This window comes from Natronorubrum thiooxidans (assembly GCF_900156475.1).
GTDB classification, from domain to species: Archaea; Halobacteriota; Halobacteria; order Halobacteriales; family Natrialbaceae; genus Natronorubrum; species Natronorubrum thiooxidans.
In genome coordinates, this window is the sequence record NZ_FTNR01000006.1 from 162,141 (window position 1) to 187,695 (window position 25,555).

The following is a 25,555-nucleotide window of genomic DNA, read 5'->3' on the forward strand; positions in this document are numbered from 1 at the left end:
AGGGTTGCCAACTGGCTGGAACCACGCGAGTCGTTTCACCACGGGGCAGATTATCTACCGATTGGAAGGACGAGCGCGTCGCCATCGCGGTCGAACTCGGTTTCGAACGGCTCGGACAGTTCTCGCATCCGCTCGCGGGACCACTCGGCTGCACCCTGACTCGCCTCGTGGACCGCACAGTCGTCGATCTCGGTCGGGTGCAGTCGCAGTTCGGTCGGCGTTCCGTCGCTCGTCACCGACAGATCGAACAGAAACCCGCGATCGTTTCGCAACTCAGGCCCAACCGCGTAGTCGTCGACGAAATCGCCCGCATCGTAGATGATCGGCGCTCCCTCGTAGACCTCGAGTCCCTGAAACACGTGGGCGCTATGGCCGTGGAGCAGATCGACGCCCTCGTCGATCAGCCACCGGGCAAACGCCTGAAACGAGTCCGGCGGCTCCGTGACCATGTTCGGCCCCCAGTGCAGCGAGGCGACCAGCAGATCGGGATCGCTCTCGTGTGCTCGCTCGAGCGCCTCCCGGACGCGCTGGCGTGTCGCTTCGTGTTCGACGCCGTCGTCGGACGCAGTCCGGTTGCTCGAGTCGTGTCGCCAGTCGTCGAGCTCGATCCAGGCCGTTCCCGGCGAGTCCTCGTCGGCTGCGTACTCCGGCGTGTTGTCGGTCAGTGAGACGACGGCAACGCTGAGGTCGCCGACCGAGAACACTGCCGGCTCGAGCGCCTCGTCGATCGTCTTGCCGGCCCCGGAACGGGCGATGCCTGCCGCGTCGAGGTGCTCGAGCGTGTCGCGCAAGGCGACCGCCTCGTAGTCGAGCACGTGATTGTTCGCGAGCGCACAGCAGTCGACACCAGCACGCTCGAGCGCGGGAATCGCCCAGTCTGGATCGGCACGGAAATGAAACGGGCGATGGGTTCGTTGCCACTCCTGACCGCGGGTCGAAAGCACACACTCGAGGTTGATCACGAGGCCGTCGAGTTCACGGAGTCGCTCGAGGACGGACCCCCAGACGGCATCGACGGCGCGGTTGCGCTGTCGCTGATCGACCAGCCGACCGAGCATGACGTCGCCGGTAAAGCCGATATGGTGTGGCATAGCGACATCGTCACGACGCAGGTGCAAAATCCCCCATCGGCGAGAAGCACACGGCGAACGATGCTGGACGTCGACAGCTACAAAGTCCGACGTCACCATATCTCAGCCATGCACGTACTCGGTATTCTCGACCACGGCACACGCGGCGACACACTCGAACGAGTCGTCGACCGAACCGTCGATCGGCTCACACAGGAGGGCCGTGTCGGTGTTATCAGATACGACGCCACCATCGCAGACGGAATGCACACCCACGAACCGACGGCCGTCGGCGGCGATGTCATCTACGACCTCGGTGCCGACGGCGACTGGACCGCCACCGGGACGGGGATGGACGTCACGGACGCGCTCGATGGACTGACACCGACCTGTGATTATGCGGTCGTCGTCGGCGTTGCCGACCTTCGGTACCCGAAACTCGTCGTCGGTTCGAGCGATGTCGAGGACGACGACGTCATTGCAGCCGTCGACACACCCGGCGAACTCGATGTCGAGGCCGTCGTCACCGCCCTTACGGAGACGGAACCCCACGAAACACTCGAGTCGCTGGTCGATCAGGTCAAGCGGTCACCGACGGCGGATCGGGCGGGTGCGATCGCGACGTTTACCGGCCGAGTCCGCGCGAAAGACGACGACGACGACGCGCGCACACAGTATCTCGAGTTCGAAAAGTACGAGGGCGTCGCAGACGAGCGAATGGCCGCCCTCGAGGCGGATCTCGAGGCCCGCGACGGCGTACTCGAGGTCGAACTCTACCACCGGACCGGTGTCGTCGCCGATGGCGAAGATATCGTCTTCGTTGTCGTCCTCGCCGGCCATCGCGAGGAGGCGTTTCGAACCGTCGAAGACGGAATCAATCGGCTGAAAGACGAAGTGCCGCTGTTCAAAAAGGAAGTCACGGTCGACGACGAGTTCTGGGTTCACGACCGCCCCTGAGGGATTTGTTCGCCGAGATCTCGTTCAAAATAGGTCATCAATCACGAAAAAAGACAGTCCAGTCACAATGAATATTTAGACACCGATAATAGATTAGAACGAGTTATAAAACGTCTAACAGTCTCTCGAGCGACAGTAAAGAGTCAGATAAACACGGATAAAACGGTGGTTACCCCCCAGATTGCTGAACGCAAATGAAACGCCACTAACCATCCTTGCTTTATAACATATCTCCCCCACAAAGAGCAACTGTCGATGAGCACTACAGCCCACCCCTCCACGGAAAGCAAGGAACACCGCCTGAAACGCTACCTGCGCAACCGCGCAGCAGACGGTGAACTGTACTTCAAAGGCAAGTTCATCGCAGACGACGTCGGGATGTCCCCCAAAGAGATCGGCGCGTTGATGGTCAAGCTCTCGGAGTCGGCAACCGAACTCGAGATCGAGAAGTGGTCGTACACGAGCGCGACCACGTGGCGCGTCGAACCGGTGTGATCGTCCCCCGTCGTGCCGGCGCGTTCGAAATCGCCATCCGGCACACGTTCTAACTAGTTTCTAACAATATCGTAGCATACGCTCTGCTGGACGGCAGTTCCAGTACAACCCGACCCATCAGGAGTTGGGATAAGACACAGGGACAGCAGGCCGTCTCATACGGTTTACTGTAGTCAATTACCGCCGATCGCCGACCCGTTCTGGCGATCGGCGATAAATAGTTACAGCAATCCGTCTCAGCCGTCGGTCGATCCTGTGGACGCAGTCGATTTATACGGCGTGGTCCCTGAGTATCGAGCAATGGATGACGTCGACTCGCCCGGGTTCGGATCGTCGCGGGCGGATGGCCCGTCACTCGAGGACGGCCCGCCCCTCGAGCGGATCGAATCGGTGTTTGCGATCTACGAGGTCCGAGCTGAGGACGAGCAACTGGTGTACTACGGCGATCCGCGGGTCCATCCCGAACAGGCGATACAGGAGCTGTGGCCCGTGTTTCGGAAGGCAGGATACGAACCACAGCTGACGACCAAGTACGGCGAGTACGTCATCGTCGCCGAACCGGTCAGCCTCGGCATCGACGGGATTCCGTGGACGAACATTATCTTGTTCGTGGCCACGGTATTTTCGACACTGCTCGTCGGTGCGCTGTGGTGGTATCCGTCGATCGATCCGTTCGCTGACCCCCTCGAGATGGTCCACGCCTGGCCGTTTTCGCTCGCGATCCTCTCGGTACTAGGGATCCACGAACTGGGCCACTACGCGTTGAGCCGGTATCACGAGGTCGACGCCTCGTTGCCGTATTTCCTCCCCGTGCCGACGATTATCGGGACAATGGGGGCAGTGATCAAGCTGAAGGGGCGGATGCCAAACCGGAAGGCGCTGTTCGATATCGGCGTCGCCGGTCCGCTGGCGGGCCTGATCGCGACGATCATCGTCGCCGTGATCGGACTCCACATGCCGCCGGTAACCGTTCCAGAGTCGATCGCCCAGCAGTCCGACGCGGGCGCAGTGCAACTCGGCATTCCACCCTTGCTCGAGTTGCTCGCGATGGCAGTCGATCAGCCGCTGTACGGTGACGATCCGACGCGAAACATCAATCCGGTCGTCATCGGTGCCTGGGTCGGCATGTTCGTCACCTTCCTCAACCTGATTCCCGTCGGCCAACTCGACGGGGGCCACATCCTCCGGGCGATGACCAGCGAGTTCTACGAAACGATCGGCGCACTCGTTCCGGCCGTCCTGTTCGGTCTCGCCGCCTACCTCTATTACGTCGGCGGCTACGGCCTCCAAACGGTGTTCATCTGGGTGTTCTGGGGGCTCCTGGCGATGGTGCTCGCCTCGGCGGGGGCAGCACACCCGGTCGCCGAAGAACAACTGGGAACCTGGCGGTTTATCGTCGGTATCGTGACGTTCGGGCTCGGGCTACTCTGTTTCATGCCAGTGCCGCTCGAAGTCATCCAGTAACGAGTACGCACACTGGAGCTATCCACCGTGGGTGAAGCCCCGATCCGCGAGTGGCTCGCCGTCCAGCGTGATCCCGTGGCCAGGGTCCGTAACCTGCCCGATCACCGAACAGTCGATGTCGATCGCCGACTGGACGGCCTCGAGTGCCGATTCGGGCAGCGTGACGACGAGTTCGAAGTCCTCGCCGAACGTCGTCGCACGCTCGAGAACGTCATCGTCGGCAGCCACCTCCAGCAAGGCGTCGGCGATTGGCACCGAGTCGGACTCGATCGCAAACCCACAGTCGCTGGCCTCGGCAAGCTGGTGGAGCGAACGGGCGAGTCCGTCACTCGAGTCCATCATCGCCGTCGCGTGGGGAGCAAGCGCCCGCCCGGCTGCGACGCGTGGCTCGAAACGGAACAGCTCGTTTGCCCGCTCGAGGGCGGCGTCATCGCCGCGCTCAAAGAACTCGAGGGCGGCGGCGCTGCGGCCAAGTGTGCCGGTGACACAGACGAGATCACCGGCTCGAGCGCCGCTTCGGGAAACGGGGTCGTCGATGTGGCCGATGGCCGTCGTCGTCACGGTAAACTCGTCGTGGCCATCGAGATCGCCGCCGACGTATTTCGCGTCGACGCGATCACAGACATCGCGTGCGCCACGGACGAAGCCGAGCAATTCCTCGGGATCGAACTCCGGAGCGGCGTAGGCGGCGACGGCAGCCGTCGCCTCCGCACCCATTGCAGCCACGTCCGACAACGACGCACCGACGGCTCGCCAGCCTGCCGTGTAGCGGGTCGTGCCGTCGGGAAAGTCCGTCCGATCGTGGAGCATGTCCGTCGTGATCACGAGCCCGTCGATGATGGCGGCGTCGTCGCCGGCAAACTCGAGTTCGCGCGCTAAAAGCGCCAGGGCGGCGCGTTCGTCCATGCACCCTGTTTCGACTCGAGGGCGAAAAACGATGCGGGCCGAACGTGGCGAATGTGGCTTGGAGAGACGAACGCTGAGGGCGATACGATGCTCTTAAATGCCGCGGACGGGAACCACACGCCAATGGCTACGATGTACGACGTTCCGGCGGACGACCTCATCGAGGCGCTCGCCGACGAACTCGAGGACCAACTCGACGAACCCGACTGGGGCAAGTTCGCAAAGACCGGTGTCGACCGCGAACTCCCACCAGAACAGGAAGACTTCTGGGCAACGCGTGCTGCAAGCCTCCTGCGCAAGGTCGCTGACCGCGGCCCTGTCGGTGTCGAACGACTCTCGACGGAGTACGGCGGTGGCAAGAACGGCTCGAACCGCTACCAGGTCGCTCCCGACAAGCGCGCCGACGGCTCGAAGAACCTGATTCGAACGATTCTCCAGCAGCTCGAAGAGGAAGACCTCGTCGAGACCGCTGAAGGTGAGGGACGCCGTATCACGCCCGAGGGACGCAGCCTGCTCGACGACACCGCCGGCGACGTTCTCGAAGACCTCGACCGTCCGGAACTCGAGCGCTACGCGTAGACGACGGATTCGGAGTCCAGTTTTCACGCCGACACAACCGCAGAGAGCCGTCTGGCGTTCACGGTCGTCCGAAATCATTTTCCGCCGTGCGACGGTAGATGCGTGTAGCTATGAGTGGTTCACCAGACGAGGAGAAACTCGAGGAACTCCGCCAGAAGAAGATGGAACAGCTCCAAGAACAGGCAGAGGGCCAGCAAGGCGGTGCCTCCCAGGAGGCCGCCCAGCAACAGGCCGAAGCCCAGAAAAAAGCCGTCCTGCGCCAGCACCTGACCGACGAGGCTCGCAAGCGGCTCAACACTGTCAAGATGAGCAAGCCGCAGTTCGGCGAACAGGTCGAACGACAGGTCGTCACACTCGCCCGCAGCGGTCGCATTCAGGGGAAGATCGATGACGACAAAATGAAACAGCTCCTGCAGGAGTTAAAGCCCGACTCGAAGAGCTTCGACATCAAGCGCCGCTAATGGAGCTCGGCGTCCTCTACAGCGGCGGCAAAGATTCGACGCTCGCGGCCCTTCTCCTCGAGGAGTTCTACGACGTAACGCTCGTCACAGCCCACTTTGGCATCAGTGACGACTGGAAACACGCCTGCGAGACCGCCGAGGCCATCGGCTTTGCGTTCGACCGGCTCGAACTCGATCCCGCAGTTGCCCACGACGCCGTCGCCCAGATCCGGGCCGACGGCTTCCCCCGCAACGGCATCCAACAGATCCACCAGCACGCCCTCGAGCGGCTGGCCCAGCGGGAGTTCGACGCCATCGCCGACGGCACCCGACGCGACGACCGGGTCCCGACGGTCTCGAGAGCCCAGGCTCAGAGCCTCGAGGATCGTCACGACATCGACTACATTGCGCCGCTGTCGGGCTTTGGCCGCACAGCCGTCGACCGGCTGGTCGAGGATCGACTTGAAGTGATTGCCGGACCGAGCGAGGAGATCGATCGGGCCGATTACGAAGCGGAATTGCGAGCGCTCATCGCCGACGAAGACGGGCACGCGGCGATCAGAGAGCTGTTCCCGGACCACGATCAGACGTACGTCACTGGCGTTCATCGCGGCTAAGGGCCGGCAGTGATCGCCGTGTGCCGACAGTAAACGAGCAATCACTAAATAACAGGATAGAAGTTCGCCGTGCCCCAATACCGGGGCATGTACGACGGCATCAAGGGCTTTCGTGATTTCTACCCCGGTGAGATGGCCGCCAGGCGGGCGACCATCGACACCTTAGAGGACACTGCCCGCAGCTACGGCTTCCGTGAGATCGGTACGCCCGCACTCGAGCGCGCGGAGATGTGGACCGACAAGAGCGGCGATGACATCGTCGATGAACTCTATTCTTTCGAGGATCAGGGCGGCCGCCACGTGACGCTCACCCCGGAGCTGACGCCGACGGTCGCACGGATGGTCGTCGCCAAACAACAGGCGCTCTCGAAGCCGATCAAGTGGTTCTCGACGCGGCCGTTCTGGCGCTACGAGCAGGTCCAGCAGGGCCGCCAGCGCGAGTTCTACCAGACCAACGTCGACATCTTCGGCTCCGAGGAACCCGAGGCCGACGCCGAGATCCTCGCCTGGGCCGCCGACGCACTGACCGGGCTGGGACTGACCGGCGAGCACTTCGAGTTCCGCATCTCCCACCGCGATATTCTGGGTGGCGTCCTCGAGAGCTACGAGGCCGACGTCGACACCGAGGCGGCGATTCGGGCCGTCGACAAGTCCGATAAGCTCTCACAGGTCGAGTACCACGACCTGCTGATCGGCGCCGGCCTGACGGCAGATCAGGCCGCCGAGTTTGGTGACCTCATCGCCGGCGGCAACCTCGAGGCAGTCAAGTCGTTTGCCGACACCGAACGCGTCGACGACGCCGTCGAGAACCTCCAGAACGTCCTCGACGCCGCCGACGATTTCGGCGCGCGTGAGTACTGTACGATCTCGCTCGAGACCGCGCGCGGTCTCGATTACTACACCGGCGTCGTCTTCGAGTGTTTCGACTCCGCAGGTGAGGTCTCGCGGTCGATCTTCGGCGGTGGCCGCTACGACGACCTCATCGAAGGCTTCGGCGGCCAGCCGACACCCGCGGTCGGCGTTGCACCGGGTCACGCAACGCTGCCCCTCCTGATGCAGCGCGCGGGCGTCTGGCCCGAGGAGGAAGTGACGACGGACTACTACGTCCTCCAGATCGGCGACACGCGATCCGAGGCGGCCCGGGTCGTCCGCGACCTCCGCGACCGTGGCCACATCGTCGAAACCGACGTCGCGGGCCGCTCCTTCGGCGCGCAACTGAACTACGCCGACTCGATCAACGCCGAGACGGTCGTTATCGTTGGCGAACAGGACCTCGAGAACGACGAAGTAACGATCAAGGATATGGAATCGGGCGACCAGACGCAGGTTCCAGTTGACTCGTTCCCCGGCGACCACGAGCGGCCGACGTTCGACGACCTCGCGTAAGGACTCTCCGTTTCATAGCCTCGAGCGACCCGTTATGGGCAAAGACGTTTCCCCGTCCTTGGGCTACGTCGCCTATGACTGACCGAGGAGAGACGGTCGAGTCGTTCCCGATCCAGCGCCGTGGGACCGTCGATTACATGCAGGCGGCCGGCAGACGGAGCGTCGTCCACGGGCTCGTCGAGTTCGACGTTACCGACGTGCGGCGCCGCATCCGGAACGGCGAAACCGAGCGTGGAGAGCAACTTTCGTTCACGGCGTTTCTCGTATACTGTCTGGCGCAAGCCCTCGAGGACCACCCAACGCTCCAGTCGTATCGCGACTGGCGGGGACGAATTGTTCGGTTCGACGACGTCGACGTGATGGTCATCGTCGAAACGCAGGTCGACGGCGTGCAAACCGGCGTCCCACACGTTATCAGGGCGGCGAATCGGCGGTCGTTACGATCGATCCACAACGAGATTCGTGCCGCCCAGCGCGACCCCAACGAGGGACGACAACCCAAATTGGCGTCGCTGGGCCTTCGACTCCCAGCACCCGTTCGACGGCTGTTCTGGCGGCTGCCCCAGTACTTTCCGCGACGCTGGAAACGGATTGCGGGCACTGTCGCCGTAACGTCCATCGGGATGTTCGGCACGGGCGGTGGCTGGGGGATCAGTCCGACGAACTACTCGCTGCAGCTGACAGTCGGTGGCATCGAACGAAAACCGGGCATCGTCGACGGCAACATCGAACCCCGCGAGTACCTCAATCTCACGGTGACGGTCGACCACGACGTCGTCGACGGTGCGCCGGCCGCGCGGTTCGTCCAACGGTTGAAAGAACTCGTCGAAGACGGTCGAGGGATCGAGACGGCGCTCGAGTCGCAGCCATCAGGACACGACTGACCGTTCGCGTCGAATCCAGACCAGGCCCCAACATTAACTACACTCTTGGTGTACGACCCTTGATGGTCGACGCCGATCGCCCGAACGTCCTCTTTGTCCTTACCGATCAGGAGCGATACGACTGCAGCGCACCCGAGGGATCGCCCGTCGAGACGCCGACGATGGATCGGCTCTCGAGCGAGGGCATGCGCTTTACACACGCGTTCACGCCGATCAGTATCTGTACGAGCGCTCGCGCATCGTTGCTGACCGGCCGGTATCCCCATAGTCACGGGATGTTGAACAACAGCCACGAGGCCGACTCGATTCAGCCGAACCTGCCGTCCGAGCATCCCACGTTTTCCGAACAGTTGGCCGAACACGGCTACAATCTGAGCTACGTTGGCAAATGGCACGTCGGCCGCGACCAGACGCCCGAGGAGTTCGGCTTCTCGTATCTCGGCGGCAGCGACACCCACCACGACGACATCGACGACGCGTTCCGCGAGTATCGCCGCGAGCGCGGGGAACCGATCAAAGCGGTCGAACTCGAGGACGAGATCTACACGGGGACGAACCCCCGAGACAGCACTACGGGGACGTTCGTCGCAGCGAAAACGCCGATCGACGTCGAAGAGACCCGTGCGTGGTTTCTCGCCGAGAAAACGATCGAGGCGATCGACGCCCACGCCGAGCGCGACCGGGACGGACCGTTTTTCCACCGAGCCGATTTCTACGGGCCACACCACCCCTACGTCGTCCCCGAGCCGTACGCCTCGATGTACGATCCCGACGAGATCGAGCGGCCCGAAAGCTACGCCGAGACCTACGATGGGAAACCACGGGTGCAGGAGAACTACCTTCATTATCGCGGCGTTGATGGCTTCGACTGGGAACTCTGGGCCGAAGCCATCGCGAAGTACTGGGGCTTCGTGACAATGCTCGACGACCAACTCGAGCGCGTGCTCGAGGCGCTCGAGCGCCACGGCCTCGCCGAGGAGACGGTCGTCGTCCACGCCTCGGACCACGGCGATTTCGCCGGCGGCCACCGCCAGTTCAACAAGGGGCCGTTGATGTACGACGACACCTATCGAATTCCACTGCAGGTTCGCTGGCCCGGCGTTACCGACCCGGGAGCGGTCTGTGATGCCCCTGTTCATCTCCACAACCTCGCGGCGACGTTCCTCGAAATCGGCGACGTCGCGGTCCCGGACGCCTTCGACGCTCGGAGCATCGTTCCCTTGCTCGAGTCCGGCGGAAATCCGAACGACGTGTCGCTGGAGTGGCCCGACTCCACGTTCGCCCAGTACCACGGCGACGAGTTCGGCCTCTACACCCAGCGAATGGTCCGCACGAAGCGATACAAGTACGTCTACAACGGGCCGGATATCGACGAACTGTACGACCTCGAGGCCGATCCCGCCGAACTCCAGAACCTGATCGACCACCCCGAGTACGGAGAGGTTCGCAGCGAGATGCGGGAGCGATTGATCGAGTGGATGGAGGAGACGGACGACCCGAATCAGGGCTGGGTGCCGGACGTGCTCAGAGACGCGTCGTAACGACGCCCGAACAACTGGCAGTCCACGTCGATCACTGACTGTCCACGTGCGGTGGCGCGCGCTGTCGACGAACCCGAACTCGGTGAGTGTGCGTCGACGACGTCGTGTGAGGGGCGAGTGAGTGAACGACGTGAACGAGCGAGTCGGCTGGGGAGGCTGTGGCGCTCATCATTGCCAGCGCGAGTGTGTTTTCGTCTGTCTCAGCTCACACAAAGATGCGCGAGCGACCACTATCGCTCCAACCACACCTGAGACAGCCACTCACTCGAGAACGAGACGCTCTCGTTCGAACCGACCCGCATCCTCGTCCTCCCGCCAGCGCCACGAGCCGACCTCGCGTGGCTCGAGCGAGACGATCAGATACGAGCGATCCGGCCAGGTCGCCTGTGCGACGTCGGTCTCGCTCGGCCGCGGTGGGCCGCGGGGATGGGAGTGATAGAAGCCGACGATTTCCTCGCCGCGCTCTTCGAGGCGATCGAAGAGCTCGAGTTGGGCCTCCGGATTGATCCGGTAGCGCGTCCGTGGCGTCTCGGCGACGTTGTCGGCGGGGTACTGCGAGCGAACGCGACTTCGCCCGTCGGGGTCGTATTCGCCGCCGAAGACTCCACAGATCTCTTCGGGGCGACCGTCGCGAGCACGCTCGAGGATCACGTCACGGATCGCGGTCGGAACGACGAGTTCGGGATCGGGCGTCATCAGCTGGTTAGGCGTCCGCCTCGAGTCGCGCCGAAAGCGTCTCGAACGGAACCGCGATCTCCGAAAGCGGTTCCGGCGGCGTCTCGTCGTCGAACAGATCGGGCTGGACGATCGAGGCCAGCGCCTCGAGGGTGTCGACCAGTCGCGGGCCGGGCCGATTGAGGTAGTGGTCGCCGTCCATCGCCCAGACGCGCCCGTTCTGGACTGCAGTAAGCTCGTCCCAGCCCTCACGCTCGGTGAGATCCGCCGCGTTGGCAGCGATCTGCTCGAGGCCAAAGCCACAGGGGGCGACGATCACGAGTTCGGGATCGTACGCACGAATCTCGTCCCACTCGCGGGGCCGCGAGCGCTCGCCGGCGTCGGCCAGCCCGTACGTGCCGCCGGCCCACTCGACGAGGTCGGCCGTCCAGTGGCCCGCGATCATGGCGGGGTCGGTCCAGTCGAAGATGGCGACCCGTGGCCGTTCGTTGGGGTCGAGGTCAGCAGTTTGGGTCCGAATCGCGTCGATTCGGGACTCGAGGGCGGCCCGGACCTCGCGGGCGCGTTCCTCGCGACCCGTCGCGTGGCCGACTCGCTCGAGGTCGTCGAGGACGTCGCCGACGCTGTGAGGGTCGGTCGTCAGGATCTCTGGGTCGGAATCGAGGGTGTCGACGGCCTCGGTGACGACCGTCTCGTCGACCGCACAGACGTCACACATCCCCTGCGTGACGATTAGCTCCGGCTCGAGCTCTGCGAGCAGGTCGGTGTCAACGTCGTAGACGCCCCCGTCGTCGGCGGTCTCGAGCACCTGACTGTCGATGTCGGCACTCGAGCCGTCGGTGTCGATTCTCGAGGCCGTAACCGACGGGAGTGTTTCGACACCGGGTGGGTGGTCGCATTCGTGGGAGACGGCCGCCGGTTCGAGATCGAGGGCGGCGACGGTTTCGGTCGCCGAGGGAAGCATCGTAACGATTCGCATGGAGGATCGTAGGGAGCGGACGGGCAAAAACAGCCGGCTCGAGGTCACCCTCGAGTCGGGCTGATCGAGCTGAGAACGACTAATGAGGACTCGACTTCGAGTTCAAGTGACAGATTCGAATGACGAAGTCAAGCGAACTGCTCAGACTGCACCACCGATTTCCACGGCCTCCCCAGTCGATTCGTTCACTCTCGTCGGTCGTTCACTTACCCCACGCGGTGTCGTCGACACACTTTCGTGGCGCTCGAGCGCGTCGACAGCGCGCGCCGCCTACATGGAGTGTCTCGAGCGAAAGAACGCCGAAACGCGGCTACTGGAATTTGACGCCGACGTCGTGGAGATCGGCGTTGTGTTTGGCGATGTTGATCACCAGCGGCGTGACGCTTTCGACCTCGGCGGCGTTGGCCAGCGGGCCGACATCGAGTGCGCGCAGGCCTTCGATTTCGTTCGCAAGGTTGCGGACGGTCTCCTTTGCGTCGTCGTCGTTTGCGACCAGCAGGGTGTCGAGGTCGAGGTCGGTGTCGAGGTCCGCAAGCGCGTCGGCCGCGAGGTTGTGGAACGCGCCGACGACGGGTACCTCATCGGGCGCTCGCTCGGCGACGAGTTCGGTGACGCTGCCGGTTCCCGGCGGGTGGTAGTGGAGGCCATCTTCGTCGCCTTTCATCCCGACCGCGGGGGTGACCAGGATCGTCTCCTCGTCGAGACGGTCTTCAACGGCCTCGATCGTGTCGCCGACGTGGTACGGCGGGACGCTGAGGACGACGATGTCGGATCGATCGGCCGCCATCTCGTTGGCAAAGCCCTTGATGTTCGCGTCGACGCCGCGGCCCTCGAGTTCGGCCTCGTAGTCGTCGACTGCCTCGCGTGCCTTTTCGGGGTCTCGAGAGCCGATAAGGACCTCGTGGTCCGTATCGCGCGCAAAACGCAGGGCCAGTCCCTGTCCGATGTCGCCGGTTCCGCCGAGTAATGCGATTCGCATGTCAGACACTCGGGACGGCAGCCGAATAAAAGGGATGGAGCGCGGCCGATCTCGCCGGGTTCTCGAGAGCGGACACACCGACCCAGTCGCGGCGGTCACAGCTCGAGAGCAAGTGTCTCTGTCTGTCAACCGCTGACTGAGGGGAGCAACTCGAGTGCTGTCGCAGCGATCACGAAGCCAAGCGCGATTGCGCCACCGCCGAGGACAGTCCCGGTCGTCGACGACGTGGTAAAAAGCGCCTGTGCACCCACAGCCACGAAAAGGAGGGCAAACCCGAGGAGGGAGACGGTACCGAGGATGTCGAGGAGGGCATCTTTGACAGCGGTTCGGACAGTCGTATAGAGTTCGTCCTGATCGAACCCGACAGTCGCGCCACCGTCCGTTTTCGGTTCAGGGTCCGAATCGGTCATCAGTTAATTCGTTCTGAACATGTTGTAATAAAACCATCAGAAGGAACACGAAACGGACTACGGCGCGTCCTCCTCTTCCGGATTCATCGCCGCACCCAACTCGCTGTCGTAGGCGTCGCGGTTCCTGACCTCGCGAATCCGCTGCTCGAGCGTCGTCGCGAGTTCCCGTCGACGAGCTTCGTCGACGGCTGGCTCTCCTTCGAGGGCCGCAAGGTTCTGACGGGCCGTCCGTAACTCGTCGACGGCAGCCTCGGTCTCGAGGTCAATCGCGCGGTCGAGACTGTGTTGGACGTCTGCGAGCGTGGTCTCGGGCATGGAACGAGCTTCGAGCGCGAGCGTCGTGAAGGCTGGGCCGTCAGTCGTCGGGTGCGACACCGTTGGCCGTCAGTTCCGTTCTCGCCACATCCCCGTCGCCGTCACGCGGTCGTCCTCGATATCGAGCGAGCGCTCGTCCGCCGAGGCACCGAGGACGGCCTCGAGTGTCGCCTCATCGAGATCGTCGATGACCGCTGCGAACTCACCGGTGGAGGTCTCTTCGTCCTCGACAGTAAGCGACGAGACGATGCTCTCAGCATCCTCGAGTCCGTCGAACGCGAAATCGACGACCCCATCGCCGTCGCCGTACTGCCCGACGATGACGTCGCCGTCGCCAGCGCGCTCGAGGGTCCACGCGAACGCCTCGGACGCATCCGTCATCCGGTCGGCAGTTCCCGTCGACGCACCGATAGGTCGCTCGAGTCTGGTTCGTGGATCGTCAGCTGCGTTAGGGTCCTCGCCGGTAACGATCACGAGCGCCTCGTCGCCAACGGCTATCGCTGCGTCAGTGGCTTCGGAAACCGGTGTGTAGACATCGTATCCTTCGATCTCGTCAGTCCGCTCGAGTTGCCTGATGAACTCGGCTTCCGGCGCTGCCGTGATTTGGGCATCGATCTCTGCAGGGTCGATCCGGCCGGTCACGACGAATGCGTCGGTCGTCCGGAGCAGTCCCTCGATGGTCGACTCGAACGCCTCGTCGTCGAGGAGTCTGCCGAGCCTGAACTGGCCGAGCGTGAGCCCGACGAAAAGATACGTCGAGAGCGAGCCCTCCGAAACGGGTGCAATCATCGGATCCGCTTCGTACGCTGCCGGAACCGCTTCGTTAGGGTTGGCCGTCTCGAGTTCGTCCTGGACGTACTCGTCGAGAGCCGCCCAATCGACGAAGGCGAACTCGAGGCCACCGTCGTCGACCGGAAGCCACTGGCTGTACGCCGGGAGGTCGCCGTCGACCGGCTCCTGTGCAGTGACTGTGACAGTGCCCGCGATGCCGACAGGAGCCATCGCCGCCGTCGCCGTCGTGCCCGCGAGTCGCAACACGTCTCGTCGGCTTGGTGTCATGGGCAGGTACCATGTGATCGATTTCGATATAGCCCGACCCTTCGTTCATCAGGGGCTGACTGTCCGGTGGCGGCGGTTGGCGTGTGCTATAGTAGCCACTGAACGTCACTGCACACCTGATCGCACGACGGCTGTGCGATCAACTGTGAATCGCTTCCGTTGTTACGATAGCGTGCTCAAATATCCCGACGAGTGAAGACAAAGACAGCGATGGCAACGAGGACGAGAAAGACTGCCAGCAGGATGCCGGCGTCAAGAAGCGCGTACTCTTCGCGGACGAGAATCGCCGTCGGATCGTAGTAGCGACTCGGCGCAAGGTCGCCGATCCACTCATACTCCGGATCCACGCTCGAGACACTGTCGACGAGCCACAGGGCAAACACGATACTCAGCGCCGTCGCTCTGGCGGTTCGAACGTGATCGATGAGCACCGAGAGCACGAGTCCAATCCCGGCACAGACCAGTAGATAGGGAACGGAGAGCAGGTGCGCCATCGCGAGGGAAACCGGGTCGAACGACTCGCCAATGACGAGCGCGCCGACGTAGACGATGATCGAAACCCCGACGTTCAGGGCGACCAACGGAACCCACAGCGCGGCGACTTTCTGGAGGACGACCGACTCGCGAGAGACGGGATTCGAGAGCGTAAGATCCATCGTCCGGTTCTGGATATCGCTGGCGATCAGGCCAGCCCCGATGTACGCAAAGTAGATGGCGACGAGCAACACCCAGAAGAAGGCGTAGATTTCGGCGGCGATGAATCCCTCAACCGTGTGTATCGCTTCGATGCCGAACAGTTCGAACATGTACTCCGGGAACGCCTCCTCGAAAACGTCCATCTCGTCTTGGATACCGGGGAACATCGAGAAGTACAGCGCCGACAACAGGGCGAAGACGGCGACTAATACGGTCGAACTCCGAACCCGCTTTCTGGACTCGAGGCGGAAAATTGCGGTCATCTCAGATATCCCTCCGAACGAAGATGAGAACAGCGAGTCCCACCAAGACGAGAAACGTCGCGAGGAGGATGCCAGCGTCGACCAGCGCATACTCCTCGTGGACAAGAATCGCCGACGGATCGTAGTACCGACTTGGTGTGAGGTCGCCGACCCACTCGAAATCGGGGTTCAACTGGGAGAGTCCGTCGACCAGCCAGAGGAAGAATACGATCACCAGCGCCGTGGCCTGGGCGGTTTCAACGCGGTCGAAGATGACGGAGCAGACGATACCGATGCCGGCGCAAACCAACAGGTAAGGAACCCCGAGCAGATGGACCATTCCGAGCGCGACAGCATCGAGCGACTCGCCGAGGACTGCCACACCGGCGAGTAACACGGCCGCCAGCCCGAGATTCAACGCGACCAGCGGGACCCACAGCGCACCGACCTTTTCGAGGACGACCGACTCGCGAGAGACTGGTCCTGCGAGCGTGAGATCCAGCCGCCGCGTGCGACTATCCCTCGAGATCATCCCCGCGCTGACGTACGCGAAGTAGATTCCAGCCAGCAAGACCCAGATGAACGGGAAGAGATAGCCGCCGATGAACCCCTCGATCGTGTGCAGTTCTTCGACCCCGAGCAACAAGAGGAGATACTCCGGATACACCGCCTCGAACAGCGCCGCTTCGTCCTGAATTGTCGGAAACACGACGAAGAAAAACGCCGAGAGCATGACGAGCAGCCCCGTCAGGGTTAGCGACCCACGGAGCAGCTTTCCCGACTCGTTGCGAAGAATGGCCGTCATCTGCCCTCCGAGGGGGTCTCGTCCCCGTAGTAGTGTTTGAAGATATCGTCAAGCTGTGGGTCCCCGATATCGACGTCGTCGATCTCGAACCGGACGAGATGGTCCAACAGCGCTGCGGCCTCTCCAGTGTAAGTAAACCGAACCGTGCTGTCGACGGTCTCGACGTCGATCATCTGCTCCGTGACGAACGCTCTCTCGTCGACTGACTCGGTCAGCTGCACTCGAACCTCCTTGCCGCCCCGCTCGAGTAAGTCGTTGATATCCTCGAGGGCGACCAGTTTCCCCTCCCGAATGATGCCGACGCGGTCACAGACGCGTTGGACCTCGCTCAGGACGTGTGAGGAGAAGAAGATGGTTTTGCCAGCGTCGCGTTCGGCCTCGAGAAAGGCGTGCATACGGTCTTGTTTGAGCGGGTCCAACCCGGCCGTCGGTTCGTCCAGAATCGCGACTGTCGGATCGTGCATAAACGCCTGAACGATCCCGAGCATCCGCTGATTCCCCGCCGAGTACGTCTCGATCCGCTGCTCGAGTGGCGGATCGAACAGTTCCAGAAGTTCGTCTCGCCGCTCGTCGCCGCGCATCCGGGAGAAGTAATCGAGCGCCTCCCGACCGGTGAGTCGCTCCTCGAAGCCGAGCGTATCCGGTAGATAGCCGAGGTCAGCTTTCGCCGCAGTGAGCGCCCGTCGGTCACGGATGTCCGCACCGAGCAGCTTCGCCGTCCCCGACGTTGGCTTGATGAGCCCGAGCAACAGCCGAATCGTCGTCGTCTTGCCCGCGCCGTTCGGGCCGAGATAGCCGAAGATCTCGCCACGTCCGACCGCGAAAGAGATGCCGTCGTTTGCGGCGATCTCGCCGTATCGTTTGGTGAGATCGGTGATCCGAATGGCTGACATGGGGATCGCACACTGGGATGATACTTAAACGTGAGTCACGGACGCTGCTCTGTCCGCGACCGAATTTTCAGGGGAACAGTTACAGCCGTCTGTTTGAAACTATCTCAATCAACAATGGCTGTCCCCATCGTGATCGCCCACCGCGGCTACGCCGGCGTCGCCCCCGAAAACACCATTGGCGCGGCCGTCCGCGCCGCTGCAGCCGACGAGACAGCGATGCTCGAGATCGACGTGCAGCCAGCCGCCTGTGGCACGCCCGTCGTGATCCACGATGTCCGACTCGATGGCAGCCGCGATGGCCGCCCACTCACCGATGCGTCGGGGCTCGTCTGGGAGACGAGCCTCGAGGACCTTCGGGCGACCCGGGTGCTTGGCACCGAGGGAACAGTGCCGACGCTCACCGAGTTCCTTGCGGCGATTCCCGAGACAGTCGGCGTCAACGTCGAGTTGAAGAACCCGGGGAGGAGCGACCTGCGGGTCGGCGACCCACTCAGCAATGGCGAGCGAGCCAAGCGCCGCGAGGTCTGGACGCCGTTCGTCGAGCGCGTCGTCGAGGCGTGTGCGGCCTTCGACGGCGAGTTCCTCTTCTCGTCGTTCTGTGAGGGAGCACTCGCTGCCGTCCGCGAGATTGCACCCGCCTACGCCGCCGCAACACTCGTCTGGGACGACCTCGAGGCGGGCCTCGAGATCGCCCGTCGCTACGACTGCGAGGCGATCCATCCCCCAAGAAACGCGATTGCTGGGACAGGGTTGGTGGAGACATCGTATGCTGGGCTTTCGGAAGGGGAGCGCGAGATCGACATCCTTGAGGCAGCCCACGCGGAGGGTCGGACGGTCAACGTCTGGACGGCCACGAACTGGCACCAGTTCGAGCAGCTGGCGGCCGCGGGCGTCGACGGGATCATCGCCGACTATCCGGGACTGGGTGCGGGCTCGAGCGCGCGGTGATCTCAATCCCGATCCGGGTTCAGATCGGATTCCGGCCGTCGCATCGGCAAGTCGTCAGTCGCCGGCCCCTCGAGGACCGCGCCGTTGAGTCCGAAGCGTGAGCCGTGACAGGGACAGTCCCAGCTCCGCTCGGCGTCGTTCCACTGGACGAGACAGGAGAGGTGGGTACAGATCGCCGACGTGGTGTGGAGGACACCATCGGCGTCGCGGGCACAGGCGATCGGTGTCCCGCCGTGGCGGACGACCCGTCCCTCACCGGGCTCGAGCGACTCGACACCGGGGGTCAAGAGGGTCCGTGCCCAGTCGGTCGCGAACTGACTCGCCGCATCGGCGTTCTCGGTGAGCGTCTTGCTGAGCGAAGCCTTCGGTGTGAATCGAAGCGGGGAGAACAAATCGCGTTCCGGCGGGCTTGCGCCCGTGATGAGATCGGCAAGCAGGCGTCCGGCAGCGACGCCGTTTGTCATCCCCCAACCGCGAAAGCCGGTCGCAATGAAGACGTTCTCACCACCAGGGCCGACTCGACCAACGAACGGAACCTTGTCGACCGTCTGGTAGTCCTGAGTCGACCACCGGTAGTCGATCGACGCGACCGGAAACCGTTCGCGTGCCCAGCGCTCGAGTCGTCGGTAGCGGTCGGCAGTCGAGCCACCCTGTCCCGTCTTGTGGTTCTCGCCGCCGACGAGCAGGAGCGTTCCGTCCGAATCGTGGTGGGTTCGCACCGAGCGGTAGTTGTCTCCCGACCGGTAATACATCCCTTCAGGCGGGTCGCCATCGAGGCGAATCCCGAGCACGTAGGACCGTTTCGGGTGCATCCGGGCGAAGTAGCCCGCCCGGTCGAGGATTGGGAAGCCGGTCGCGAGGACGACGCGCTCGGCTGTCACCGTCGCCTCGCGAGTATGGACACGACAGGGAGACCCCGGATCGACGTCCGTGACGCGGGTGTGTTCATAGACGGCCGCGCCGTCGTCGCGCCGGAGTTCGGCCGCGATTCCGAGGAGGTACTGTCGCGGGTGAAACCACGCTTGCTCGTCGAATCTGACCGCCGCCTGCGCGCGCTCGAACGGCGGCACCGAGGTCACGTAGGTCGCGGAGAGCCCCACAGCCTGTGCAGCGTCAGTCTCGCGCTGGATCTCGTCCGGTTCGTTGCTGTAGAGATACGAGGGGTGGCGTTCGAACCCACAGTCGATTTCGAGGTCGTCGATCCGCCGTTCGACCTCGTCGATTGCGTTCTCCTGGAGTCGTGCATACTGGGTCGCTTGCCGGCGACCGAACTCCCGGCGCAGGTGATCGTAGATCACCCCGTGTTGACTCGTCAGTTTCGCCGTCGACTTCCCCGTTGTTCCCGTCGCGACGCGATCACGCTCGAGGACGGCGACCGACTGGCCTCGGTCACGCAGTTCGACCGCCGTCGAAAGGCCGGCGATCCCGCCGCCGATAACGGCCACATCGACCGATCGATTCGACGTGAGCGGCTCGTCGTGTGCGGTCGTCTCCGTTCGGTCATCTTCGCGGTCGTCGTGATCGGTCTCGAGCGTACTCGCAAGCCAGAGCGAGGTCGGTTCGCCGGGAAGATCGCTGGGGAAACACTCGGCCATGGGAACTGCGGCGAGCTACACCAGGGGCAGGTAAAAAAGGGCTGGGCAGTCGACTCGAGGTCGACACGTCGGGTGTGTCGGTCGCTTCCGGTCCGTAGCTGAGTGCTGAGCCGAGAACGCATTGGACCACCACGTCATTCATTTTCAACACGGCCGTAACGAGTGTATGACACCACCAGCCCAAAATGCGATCGCGATACTGCTGGTCGAGCCGAACCCCGGAGATGCGAGGTTATTTACCGAATCGTTCGCGGATGCGAGCATCGCAAGCGACGTCCACACCGTTACCGACGGGGAAGCGGCACTCGAGTTCGTCCACCAGCGTGGCGAGTATGCCGACACCCCCAGGCCCGATCTTATTCTGCTTGATCTCCAGCTTCCGGGCACGAGCGGCGAAGCCGTCCTGTCGGAGCTTAAATCCGAGCCGGCCCTGCGGTCGATCCCCGTGATCGTGCTGACCAGTTCGGATTCCGAAGAAGACATCGCTCGGTCGTACGAGCTCCACGCGAACGCCTACCTCCAGAAGCCGGTCGATCCCGAGGAGTTCGTCGACCTCGTTCGCTCGTTCGAAGAGTTCTGGCTGACGTTCGTTCGACTCCCCGGCGACGGCGACGGCGCGTAAGTTATCGCAGCCACAGGGACCGTGTGACGAGCTTACGCCTCGAGCAATGCTGGCAACTCGGTAATCGACTCGAGGACAGCCGACGCGTTCGCATCGTCGTACTTCCGGCGTCCGTCCTCGCCAGTGAGCCCGCCGGTGAGCACGCCGACCCCGTGATACTCGCGGTCGGGATCGGTCTCGTCGGCGTTGGTGGCCGTTCGGATGTCGTCTAAGGTGTCACCGACGAAGACGACGGTGTCGGCGTCGAACTGTTCGGCGAGCGTCACCAGCGCTTTCGGGTGCGGCTTGCCCTCCTCCCAGTCGTCCATCGTAAACCGATGGTCGACGGGAATCGCGTCCTCGAGGCCCACTCGCTCCAGCGCGATCTCGGCCTCGGCTTCGGGTCGGCCGGTCACGACGCCGACGTCGTAGCCCTCGAGCAACGCCGTACGCGTCTCGTCGTCGAGCAACAGCGGCTCGTCGTGGATGAAGCCCCGACTCTCAATCTCGGGTTCGCCGCCCTCGAGTCCGCGATAGAGTTCGGCACCGAGATACAGCTGCTGGAAGACGTCACGGAGTCGGTCGCAATCTAAGCGATCGGTCACACGCTGGGTCGCCCGCGCACCGAGGGCGTCCCGAACCGCGACTTTGGCTGCCTCGAGGCCACCACCGTTCGCAGCGATGGCATCAGTAAACGTCTCGATCGACTCGCCGTACCCCTCGCCGGTCGCGAGAATGTACAGCGCAGCCGCGTAGGTGAGCTCCCAGTCGTTGTTGAACCCGCCGGCATCTTTGAACGCCTGAATGTCGTCTTTTCGGATCGTTCGGTCGTAGACGCGGTCGACAGACTCGACGATCGCGCGGCGATAGGAGTCGGCGACGTCGACGAGCACGCCATCAATATCGAGGACGACGGCATCGGCACGGATGGTCATACGCGGGCTAACGGCCCACTGTGAATAAAGGGCGACGGATCGAGATGCGGCGAGCAACAACGCGCAGAGACGAGCTAGCACGCTCGAGGTACGGATACGATTCATACGGACTGCTGTAGTCAATTACCGCCGATCACCAGAGACGGGGTCGGTGATCGGCGGTAACTCGGTACAGCAGACCGTATCACGACCCGTTCGGAGTCAGTCGGCCGACATGGACGGCTGGGGCGAGTCCACGGCGAACTGTTCGTGGGCGGCCCACAGCGACGGTGTCTCGACCGCGGCGTCGACGACGACCGTCCGTCCAGAGCGGTGGATCGTCGGCTCTGTCAGGGCGTGATCGCCCGTCGTGGCTTCATCGACAAGCGCGTCGATCGTCTCCCGCGAGAGTCGAGACGGACCAGTGACGATTCCGTACCGGAGACGAGAACGGGCCGATCCCACCCGAAGTGAGCACCCGATTGCGCTGGCAGCCTCGACAACGGCGGCGAGTGACTCGGAGCGATCCGCCGCGCGCTCAGTGAGAAACGCCCGGGTCTTCGGGCCAAGATCGGCGTACGCGACAGCATCGCCGTTGAGTAGCGACGGCAGCGAACCGTAGCTGGCGGTCGGCGTGCGCGTTCGAGGCTGTCCTCGAGAGTCGTCTGCAAGCGCTGCATCAAGATGTTTCATGGCACGCGCTCGAGTCCGTCCGTATCCGACCCGAAGCGTCGACGACTCGAGTGCGACTGCGTACGGATCGTCGGTGGCGACGAACTGTTCGGCGTCGTCGCGTCGTCGTCGAGAGCCGACGCTGGTAAATCCACGTTCGTGGTCCCGGAGTTCGGCTTCGACTGCCTGAGTGTCGAACGAGCCGACCGCGGCGGCACAGCCACCGGCGATCGTGGTTCCGTCGATGGCAACACTTCCGCGGACGTACTCGACGTCGCCGAGCGAAACCGAGCGTGCCCGAGCACGTGCGTCCGTAAGCACCGACTCGATCGGGTCGGGAACGCCGACACTCTCCACGACCGCTGGATCGGCTGCTGCGACCGCCGTCGTCGCAGCATCAGCGACAGCACTGGCATCGTACCACCCAGTCGTCGGGATCGACCGCGACTGTGTCGCCGTCCCAACACCGGTTGAAAGGAAACCGCCACAGACGAGGGCCAACGCGTTTCGAGCGAGCGACCGTCTTGAGACCATTAACCGATGGTTCTGGTAGAACATATATAAGTAGAAAGCACGACATTCGCGTCGAGAAAACACACTTGCATTCATACATATCCGATATGAGAACGATTGGAATACATGGAATTACGTCCGTGGCGGCGTCTCACACGCCGACAACAGGTCACTGCAGTCGTACTCGTCGCGATCGCGGCGGGTGCACTCGCAGCACCACAGGTTTACGCCCAGGCGAATGGACCAGACGAAACCGTTGCAGTAATCGAAGTCAGCGGGGCAATCGACTCGAACACCGCACAGGAGTTCGAAGACCAGCTTCGGGAGGCTCGACACAACGAGTCGGTCGGAGCCGTCGTGCTGGATGTCAATAGCCCCGGCGGCCAGCCCGCGTCGAGCGAACGGATGTACATGGCGGTCGAACGGACATCGGCAGCGATGCCGGTGATCGCTGCTGTCGACCAGATGGGTGCATCCGGTGGCTACTACGCGATGCTTCCCGCTGACGAAATCTACGTCACGCCATCCTCGACAGTCGGGAGCGTCGGCGTGATGGGGCCTGCGCCAACGCCGACGGGGCCAAGCGAGAGCACAACGGCACCAGATAAGGGAACCTCACACCCCGACGACACGCGAGCGGACACCGAACTGATCAAGGAGACGTTCGTCGAAAGCGTGTTCGAACAGCGAGGGGACGACCTCGAACTCACTCGAGAGGAGGTTTCACACGCACGAATCTACTTCGGTACCGAAGCGGTCGACAACGGGATCGCAGACGAGATCGGGACGGTCGACGACGCGATTCACGACGTCGCAACTGACGCCGAAATGGGGTCGTACGACGTCGTCACGCACCGGTCCGAAGCGGGCGTTAGAATGCCGATCGGATTCGATACTGCGGGAGACGAACACGAGACGGTCGTCGTCGGTGAGCGGTCGGACAAGGCGCTCAACCCGCACCAGCCCCAGCTGGTGACTCCTGAAATGTGGCACAACGCGGTCGATGACACCGATTTCGACGGATCGGCTACCCACCCACAGGAGACGGCAGTCGAAACCGGAGGTGAGACGGAATGAGCGGCCGCGCCACAACCCTAATCGCTGCGTTCGTCGCCGTCTTCGTGCTGACAGTTGGCGTCGTCTCGCTTGGAACGCTGGCACTCGAGGAGGGGACACCCGAGCAGCCAACGGTCGAAACCGACCACTTCCAGCCTGAGAACGCACTTCCAGACGAAACGGCCGATGGGGGTGAGATTTCGATGGACAGTGCCGAACCGGCGAACGACGTGGTAATCCACACCGGGACCGGGATGGGAGGCGGACAGCCGCTGAGTATCGCTACAGACGACGGCGACCGCGAACTGTCGACTGGCTCTGTCGGCGGTCCGGAACGCGGTGTCGGCCCGCTCGCCACGACGCTCGTCTCGAACGGCCACGGCGTCGAGTTCTACGCCGACGAGTTCGAAGACGGACCGCTCCAGCAGACACTCGCCGACGCCGACGCGTTCGTGACGACCGCGCCGGAACAGCTCTCGAGCGCTGAGCGCGACCAGATCGACGAGTTCATCGACGCCGGCGGCCGCGTCGTGATCGCCGCGGATCCGGGCAGTTCCGAAGGTGTCATGCAACTTGGCTCGTCAACCGGCATGTACACCGAAGCGGGGTATCTTTACAACCTCGCCGAGAACGACAACAACTACCTCAGTCTGTACGCCGAACCAGCGGGCGATTCGCCGCTGACCACGGGTGTCGACGAGGTCGTTCTTCGGAGTGCAGCCGCAGTCGGGACCGCACAGGGAACAACCACGATGAAGACGAGCGCCGACACGCGGCTCTCGACCACCCGCGAGGCCGACAGCTACGCCGTCGGTGCCCACCACGGCGACCTCGCGGTGATCGGCGACTCGAGTTTCCTGACTCCGGAGAACGCCTACCGAGCCGATAACAACGTCCTCATCGGCAACGTCGCCGAGTTCCTCGTAACCGGAGAGGAGACGGGCGAAATCGGACCTGACGACCCGGTCGAAACCGATCTCGGAGCACAGCCACCGGGTGAGGAACCGATCGGAACGGAGCCGATAGACGAGCCGTCCCCGACACCGTAGCCGACTCGAGTCCCATCATCGGTCCGGACCGGTGTTGTGTCCACTTCCCTGAACGTTGTCTGAAAACGACAGGCAGCGACACTCGATTCTGTTTTGATCCGTTTCAGGGGAGTAATAAGCCGACCGCATAGAACGCGATGACGGCCAATCCAACAGCGTAGAGCACGTCGGCCCACAGCCACGAGAGCAGGTTTGCGACGTAGATGACGAGGACGACGGGGACCCCGACCAGAACGATCGGTGAGCGCCGCCACTCCGCTCGCGAACGGGCCCAAAGCGTGTTCGCATCGCCGGTACTTGGAAACGCCTGCATGCCGACGGCGATACCGAGCCACCCCAGCACGGCTGCAAGGACGAGCACGTCGCTCGAGACCGTCTCGAGGTCGGCGAGCAACTCGAACGAGACAGGACTCTCGGTGACCGTGGTCACGAGGACGGCGAAGCCGAAAAAGACAGCAAGTGAAACGATCGTGTTGACCAGAAACGGCGCAACGCTGATGACGAACGACTGACGATAGCGTTCAGGCTGCACGTGGCGAACGTAGCCCGATGGGTCGCCGAATCTGAAGTATGCGACCTCGAGGACGGGGACGCCAACGAGATCACAGGCCCGCTTGTGGGCGAATTCGTGAACGACGATGCCCGGGAGCATGAGTAGTTGCACGCCGATCCACCACAGCGTTCCGAGCCCGATGACCGCGAGCGCGAGCGCCACGAGTACGAGGGCAATCGCGACAGCCAGAACGACAGTGTCGGCGGGCATCACTCACGTAACTGTCGTAGCCGGTCCTAATACCTTCGGCTCCTGATATGGG

The 25,555-nt window shown here is 63.2% G+C and carries 28 protein-coding genes; 13 read left to right on the forward strand and 15 right to left on the reverse strand.

Going from position 1 to position 25,555, the window contains the following annotated elements:
• Positions 1–50 precede the first annotated feature (50 nt).
• A complete protein-coding gene (locus tag BW940_RS10200) occupies positions 51–1,091 on the reverse strand; it encodes a CapA family protein (RefSeq protein ID WP_143823882.1) in 1,041 nt (346 codons plus the stop codon).
• A gap of 108 nt (positions 1,092–1,199) precedes the next feature.
• Here BW940_RS10200 and BW940_RS10205 point away from each other — a divergent pair, with 108 nt between their 5' ends.
• From BW940_RS10205 to BW940_RS10215, 3 genes are all read left to right on the forward strand, one after another.
• Positions 1,200–2,027 (forward strand): molybdopterin synthase, encoded by an 828-nt coding sequence (locus tag BW940_RS10205; protein WP_076609195.1) that lies wholly within the window; start codon positions 1,200–1,202, stop codon positions 2,025–2,027.
• A 255-nt stretch (positions 2,028–2,282) separates the two neighbouring features.
• Entirely contained in the window at positions 2,283–2,522 is a 240-nt protein-coding gene (locus BW940_RS10210; protein ID WP_076609103.1) for a DUF7123 family protein, read from the forward strand.
• Positions 2,523–2,822: 300 nt separating this feature from the next.
• Complete coding sequence (locus tag BW940_RS10215) at positions 2,823–3,986, forward strand: site-2 protease family protein (RefSeq protein ID WP_076609104.1); 1,164 nt, start codon at positions 2,823–2,825, stop codon at positions 3,984–3,986.
• Between the two features lie 18 nt (positions 3,987–4,004).
• On the opposite strand, the gene thiL is transcribed toward BW940_RS10215, so the two are convergent.
• Positions 4,005–4,892: a thiamine-phosphate kinase gene (thiL, locus tag BW940_RS10220; protein ID WP_076609105.1), complete on the reverse strand. Its 888-nt coding sequence runs from the start codon at positions 4,890–4,892 to the stop codon at positions 4,005–4,007.
• A gap of 123 nt (positions 4,893–5,015) precedes the next feature.
• Between thiL and BW940_RS10225 the strand changes: the two genes are divergently transcribed.
• From BW940_RS10225 to BW940_RS10250, 6 genes are all read left to right on the forward strand, one after another.
• On the forward strand, positions 5,016–5,471 hold the full coding sequence (locus tag BW940_RS10225) for a 30S ribosomal protein S19e (RefSeq protein ID WP_076609196.1): 456 nt from the start codon (positions 5,016–5,018) through the stop codon (positions 5,469–5,471).
• A 110-nt stretch (positions 5,472–5,581) separates the two neighbouring features.
• Positions 5,582–5,932, forward strand: coding sequence for a DNA-binding protein (locus BW940_RS10230; RefSeq protein WP_076609106.1), 351 nt, complete (start codon positions 5,582–5,584; stop codon positions 5,930–5,932).
• Positions 5,932–6,528: a DUF7411 family protein gene (locus BW940_RS10235; RefSeq protein ID WP_076609107.1), complete on the forward strand. Its 597-nt coding sequence runs from the start codon at positions 5,932–5,934 to the stop codon at positions 6,526–6,528. Before BW940_RS10230 ends, BW940_RS10235 begins: the two co-directional genes overlap by 1 nt.
• Before the next feature lie 87 nt (positions 6,529–6,615).
• Positions 6,616–7,914 carry a histidine--tRNA ligase gene (gene hisS / locus BW940_RS10240; RefSeq protein WP_076609108.1) on the forward strand — a complete coding sequence of 433 codons (1,299 nt, stop codon included), beginning with the start codon at positions 6,616–6,618 and terminating at the stop codon, positions 7,912–7,914.
• Positions 7,915–7,988: 74 nt separating this feature from the next.
• Positions 7,989–8,798: a 2-oxo acid dehydrogenase subunit E2 gene (locus BW940_RS10245; protein WP_076609109.1), complete on the forward strand. Its 810-nt coding sequence runs from the start codon at positions 7,989–7,991 to the stop codon at positions 8,796–8,798.
• Between the two features lie 62 nt (positions 8,799–8,860).
• Entirely contained in the window at positions 8,861–10,339 is a 1,479-nt protein-coding gene (locus BW940_RS10250; protein ID WP_076609110.1) for a sulfatase-like hydrolase/transferase, read from the forward strand.
• Positions 10,340–10,600: 261 nt separating this feature from the next.
• Here the strand turns inward: BW940_RS10250 and BW940_RS10255 are convergent, their stop codons facing one another.
• From BW940_RS10255 to BW940_RS10295, 9 genes are all read right to left on the reverse strand, one after another.
• The gene (locus tag BW940_RS10255) at positions 10,601–11,035 is read right to left on the reverse strand and encodes a desampylase (protein WP_076609111.1); all 435 of its coding nucleotides are present in this window, start codon (positions 11,033–11,035) and stop codon (positions 10,601–10,603) included.
• Between the two features lie 7 nt (positions 11,036–11,042).
• The gene (locus tag BW940_RS10260; protein WP_076609112.1) at positions 11,043–11,993 is read right to left on the reverse strand and encodes a cobalamin-binding protein; all 951 of its coding nucleotides are present in this window, start codon (positions 11,991–11,993) and stop codon (positions 11,043–11,045) included.
• 310 nt (positions 11,994–12,303) lie between these two features.
• Entirely contained in the window at positions 12,304–12,972 is a 669-nt protein-coding gene (npdG, locus tag BW940_RS10265) for an NADPH-dependent F420 reductase (RefSeq protein WP_076609113.1), read from the reverse strand.
• A 125-nt stretch (positions 12,973–13,097) separates the two neighbouring features.
• The gene (locus tag BW940_RS10270) at positions 13,098–13,382 is read right to left on the reverse strand and encodes a hypothetical protein (protein WP_076609114.1); all 285 of its coding nucleotides are present in this window, start codon (positions 13,380–13,382) and stop codon (positions 13,098–13,100) included.
• Positions 13,383–13,439: 57 nt separating this feature from the next.
• A complete protein-coding gene (locus tag BW940_RS10275; protein WP_076609197.1) occupies positions 13,440–13,697 on the reverse strand; it encodes a hypothetical protein in 258 nt (85 codons plus the stop codon).
• Between the two features lie 69 nt (positions 13,698–13,766).
• Positions 13,767–14,756: a hypothetical protein gene (locus tag BW940_RS10280; protein ID WP_076609115.1), complete on the reverse strand. Its 990-nt coding sequence runs from the start codon at positions 14,754–14,756 to the stop codon at positions 13,767–13,769.
• Between the two features lie 176 nt (positions 14,757–14,932).
• Positions 14,933–15,715 carry an ABC transporter permease subunit gene (locus BW940_RS10285; protein WP_076609116.1) on the reverse strand — a complete coding sequence of 261 codons (783 nt, stop codon included), beginning with the start codon at positions 15,713–15,715 and terminating at the stop codon, positions 14,933–14,935.
• Between the two features lies 1 nt (position 15,716).
• The gene (locus BW940_RS10290) at positions 15,717–16,499 is read right to left on the reverse strand and encodes an ABC transporter permease subunit (RefSeq protein ID WP_076609117.1); all 783 of its coding nucleotides are present in this window, start codon (positions 16,497–16,499) and stop codon (positions 15,717–15,719) included.
• Positions 16,496–17,392 (reverse strand): ABC transporter ATP-binding protein, encoded by an 897-nt coding sequence (locus BW940_RS10295; protein ID WP_076609118.1) that lies wholly within the window; start codon positions 17,390–17,392, stop codon positions 16,496–16,498. The genes BW940_RS10290 and BW940_RS10295 overlap by 4 nt, the downstream gene beginning before the upstream one ends.
• Before the next feature lie 114 nt (positions 17,393–17,506).
• Between BW940_RS10295 and BW940_RS10300 the strand changes: the two genes are divergently transcribed.
• A complete protein-coding gene (locus tag BW940_RS10300; RefSeq protein WP_076609119.1) occupies positions 17,507–18,340 on the forward strand; it encodes a glycerophosphodiester phosphodiesterase in 834 nt (277 codons plus the stop codon).
• Positions 18,341–18,342: 2 nt separating this feature from the next.
• On the opposite strand, the gene BW940_RS10305 is transcribed toward BW940_RS10300, so the two are convergent.
• On the reverse strand, positions 18,343–19,935 hold the full coding sequence (locus BW940_RS10305; protein WP_076609120.1) for an FAD-dependent oxidoreductase: 1,593 nt from the start codon (positions 19,933–19,935) through the stop codon (positions 18,343–18,345).
• A 166-nt stretch (positions 19,936–20,101) separates the two neighbouring features.
• Between BW940_RS10305 and BW940_RS10310 the strand changes: the two genes are divergently transcribed.
• Positions 20,102–20,557 carry a response regulator gene (locus tag BW940_RS10310; RefSeq protein WP_076609121.1) on the forward strand — a complete coding sequence of 152 codons (456 nt, stop codon included), beginning with the start codon at positions 20,102–20,104 and terminating at the stop codon, positions 20,555–20,557.
• 32 nt (positions 20,558–20,589) lie between these two features.
• On the opposite strand, the gene BW940_RS10315 is transcribed toward BW940_RS10310, so the two are convergent.
• Both BW940_RS10315 and BW940_RS10320 read right to left on the reverse strand, forming a co-directional pair.
• Entirely contained in the window at positions 20,590–21,465 is an 876-nt protein-coding gene (locus tag BW940_RS10315; protein WP_076609198.1) for a TIGR01548 family HAD-type hydrolase, read from the reverse strand.
• A gap of 207 nt (positions 21,466–21,672) precedes the next feature.
• Entirely contained in the window at positions 21,673–22,656 is a 984-nt protein-coding gene (locus BW940_RS10320; protein ID WP_076609199.1) for a hypothetical protein, read from the reverse strand.
• A gap of 105 nt (positions 22,657–22,761) precedes the next feature.
• Between BW940_RS10320 and BW940_RS10325 the strand changes: the two genes are divergently transcribed.
• Both BW940_RS10325 and BW940_RS10330 read left to right on the forward strand, forming a co-directional pair.
• Positions 22,762–23,712: a S49 family peptidase gene (locus tag BW940_RS10325; protein ID WP_076609122.1), complete on the forward strand. Its 951-nt coding sequence runs from the start codon at positions 22,762–22,764 to the stop codon at positions 23,710–23,712.
• Positions 23,709–24,740, forward strand: a complete 1,032-nt coding sequence (locus BW940_RS10330; RefSeq protein ID WP_076609123.1) for a DUF4350 domain-containing protein — start codon at positions 23,709–23,711, stop codon at positions 24,738–24,740. Before BW940_RS10325 ends, BW940_RS10330 begins: the two co-directional genes overlap by 4 nt.
• A 103-nt stretch (positions 24,741–24,843) precedes the next feature.
• On the opposite strand, the gene BW940_RS10335 is transcribed toward BW940_RS10330, so the two are convergent.
• On the reverse strand, positions 24,844–25,503 hold the full coding sequence (locus BW940_RS10335) for a metalloprotease family protein (RefSeq protein ID WP_076609124.1): 660 nt from the start codon (positions 25,501–25,503) through the stop codon (positions 24,844–24,846).
• Between the last annotated feature and the right edge of the window lie 52 nt (positions 25,504–25,555).